At 72.7% G+C, this 1,640-nt stretch carries 2 protein-coding genes; one reads left to right on the top strand and one right to left on the bottom strand.

Features of this window, described 5'->3' with window-relative positions:
* On the bottom strand, positions 1–1,295 hold a 1,295-nt coding region (locus AC0CYZ_RS23605), incomplete at its 3' end, for an FAD-binding oxidoreductase (RefSeq protein ID WP_472219853.1).
* On the opposite strand from AC0CYZ_RS23605, the gene AC0CYZ_RS23600 reads away from it, so the two are divergent.
* The coding region (locus tag AC0CYZ_RS23600; RefSeq protein ID WP_472219855.1) for an FAD-binding protein at positions 1,248–1,640 on the top strand (393 nt) is incomplete at its 3' end. The genes AC0CYZ_RS23605 and AC0CYZ_RS23600 overlap by 48 nt on opposite strands.

Genomic DNA, 1,640 nt, shown 5'->3' with positions numbered 1-1,640 from the left:
TAGAGCGACTTGTGCCCCTCGAGCTCCATGAGCTTCCGCTCGATGAGCCGGTTGTGGTGGTCGCGGGCCATCCCGGGGGTCAGCAGCGCGTCGGACCAGAACCCGACGTTGACGTAGGTCCGCCGCGGCTCGAGAGGGTAGAGCGGCCAGGTCCGGTCCCCGCGCAACCGCAGCGGGCAGACCCAGACCGGCGAGATGCCGATCTCGGTGTGGAAGAAGTCGAGGAACTCCGCGAGGCGCTCCACCGGCACCTCGACGTCCTGGATGATCGGCTCGACCCCGGCCGCCCCGGTCGCGCGGGTCTGGAGCCGCTCCGAGACGCCGTACCGCCGGTCGAGGGCGACGAGGCGCCGGTAGACGTCGGAGCGCCGCCAGCGCCCCGGCCAGAGCCGGCGCACCGCGGGGTGCTGCACCCCGAGGGCCCGGGAGCACCAGAACCAGTCGGTGTCCCAGCGCCAGAGGTAGTCGTGGATGCTCAGGTGGTCGACCCCGACACCGTCCGGGGCGGCGTCCGCGAGCCGCGCGATCGAGCGGTAGTAGACGTCCTGGCCGGTGTAGTCCGAGAGCGCAGGCGCCTCGGACACCATGCGCCCCAGCGTCAGGTACTGCTCGGGACGCCCGGACGCGGTCTCGGAGGGTCCGAACACGGTCCCGTCGACGAAGTCGACCGCCTCGCCGTCGTAGGAGTGCTCCACGGCGATGACGTCGACCGCCTTGGCGAGCGAGGCCGGGTCGTCGAACCGGACGTGGCGCAGCCGCACGAACGGCAGGACCGGCGCGAGCTCGATGCGCAGCGCGACCGCGTACCCGAGGGTCCCGTAGGAGTTGGCCAGGCCGGCCCACAGGTCCGCGGCGTCGTTGTCGGGCGTCGCGGTGACGATCTCCCCCGCGCCGGTCAGCACGTCCGCCGAGAGCACGGATTCGTGCGGCAGCCCGTCCCGGAACGACGTCGACTCGATGCCCAGCCCGACGACCGCCCCGCCGAGGGTGATGGTCTTGAGCTGCGGGACCACCAGCGGCATGAGGCCGTGCGGCAGCGTGGCCGCGACGAGGTCCTCGTAGGTCGTCATCCCGCCGACGTCGGCCGTGCGGGCCTCGGGGTCGACGTGCAGCACGCGGTCCAGACCGTCGACCTCCAGCCCGCCCCGGCCGTGCCGGAACCGGAACAGGTTCGACGTCCGCTTCTTCAGCCGCACCGGCGCGTCCGGCGGCAGCGCCGCGAGGCGTGCCCGCGCGGCCGCCACGGCCTGCTCGTGGGCGGCACTCGAACCCGCCGTCCTGGGAGCCACGGTCATCTCGCCACCCTCGCCCAGTCCGACCCGACGACGCGCATCAGGTTGGCCAAGCCGACGTCCAACCTGTTTCGCGCCCGGCAGCCGCACACCGGCGTCTGGCTCGACGCGTCGCCGTTCCGCCAGGTGATCAGCGTCGACGTCGAGGCGCGCACGGCCAGCGTCGGCGGCATGACGACCTACGAGGACCTCGTTGCGGCGACCCTGGCGTACGGGCTGATGCCTCTCGTCGTGCCGCAGCTCAAGACCATCACCCTCGGCGGGGCGGTCACCGGCCTCGGCATCGAGTCGTCGTCGTGGCGCGCCGGCCTCCCCCACGAGTCGGTGCTCGACCTCGACATCCTCACC

The sequence above is a fragment of the Actinomycetospora sp. genome, assembly GCF_055612215.1.
Note: the sequence above shows the minus strand (reverse complement) of the source record. Positions and strands in the feature narration are given on the sequence as shown.